Origin of the sequence: Pseudomonas sp. BBP2017 (assembly GCF_003024385.1) — a bacterium.
GTDB lineage: Bacteria > Pseudomonadota > Gammaproteobacteria > Pseudomonadales > Pseudomonadaceae > Aquipseudomonas.
In genome coordinates, this window is sequence record NZ_PVZN01000040.1 from 1 (window position 1) to 1,169 (window position 1,169).

Annotated in this window: 1 protein-coding gene; it reads right to left on the bottom strand. The window is 55.3% G+C overall.

Translation table 11 applies throughout. From position 1 onward, the window contains the following. Window positions 1-31 precede the first annotated feature (31 nt). On the bottom strand, window positions 32-949 hold the full coding sequence (locus C6382_RS23690) for an IS110 family transposase (RefSeq protein WP_107026727.1): 918 nt from the start codon (window positions 947-949) through the stop codon (window positions 32-34). Window positions 950-1,169: the final 220 nt, after the last annotated feature.

Sequence of the window (1,169 nt, forward strand, 5' to 3'; positions counted from 1 at the left end):
GTGGGAGCAACTGTCTTCACCATGCTATTCGTCACCGCCATTCGGTACCGTCGCGTAGCATGGCGTTCAGCCTGATCAGCAGTATCCGCATGCAGGCAATGAGCGCGACTTTCGCGCTCTTGCCTCGCTCCCGAAGCGCCTCATAGCGTGCCTTAAAGTCAGCCTGGTGGCGGATCACTACCCAGCAGGACATATACAGCGCACGTCTGACTCGGGCTCTTCCTCCACTGATCTGACGTCTTCCGCTGTGTTTGCCGCTGTCCTCGTTATACGGCGCAATGCCTGCCAAGGCCGCAATCTCCCGGCGATCAAGCTCACCCAGCTCGGGCAAGTAAACCAGCAAACTAGCGGTGGCCACCGGCCCGATTCCTTTGACCGAAATGAGCCGATTGGCTTTTTCTGCATCCAGGTCGTACATGCTCCGATTAATGACTTTATCGAGCTGTTTGATCTGCGCTTGTAGGTAGTGAATATGGTCTTTGATTATCGTGACGACGGCGGCTTGCTGGGCCTGTTGAAGGCGACGCCTATTGTCGTCTCGTTGTTGAACGAAATGCTCACGCTGCTGAATCAACTCACGTAGCGCTTCACGTTCGGGCGAAATGACTTTGTTGCTAGATGCCTGCAAAACTTCCGCAAAATCTGCCAATACGGCGGCATCGATCGGATCGGTCTTTGCATTTTTACCCATTGCCACGGCGAAGGCTCTGACTCGGCGGGGATTGATTCGGAGCACGGGAAGGCCTGCGGCTTGCAGGGCCGCCATGACCTTGGTTTCACAGCCTCCTGTGGCTTCCAGCAGGACCCGAGCAACATCGTACGGGCTCAAGCGCTCAATCAGCTCAACAAAGCCTTGCGAAGTGTTTGCTACCTTAAAGCCATCACCTTGCGGCTGAACCCAAACAACGAGGTCTGATTTGGAGATATCGATGCCGACCCAGGAAAGCATGGCAAAACCCTCTTACACTAAGCAGTGAGAGTGCTCTGGCTTTGCCCACGCTTGTACTTCGAGTGGCTGCTCGTCCAACTGTTCGGGCTTATGGGCCAGAGTGGAAAGGTGGATGGCAGCTTTGCTCCCACTCGTGCTTTAAGCACCGCGGACTCACAGCTTGCCATCCACCTCTCTCACCCTAGAGTTTACTTCCGGCCATAGACACAAGCGGGCTTGC

Coding starts and splice junctions, on each gene's coding strand:
- C6382_RS23690 (WP_107026727.1), bottom strand. CDS start 949: ATGCTTTCCTGGGTCGGCATCGATATCTCCAAATCAGACCTCGTTGTT.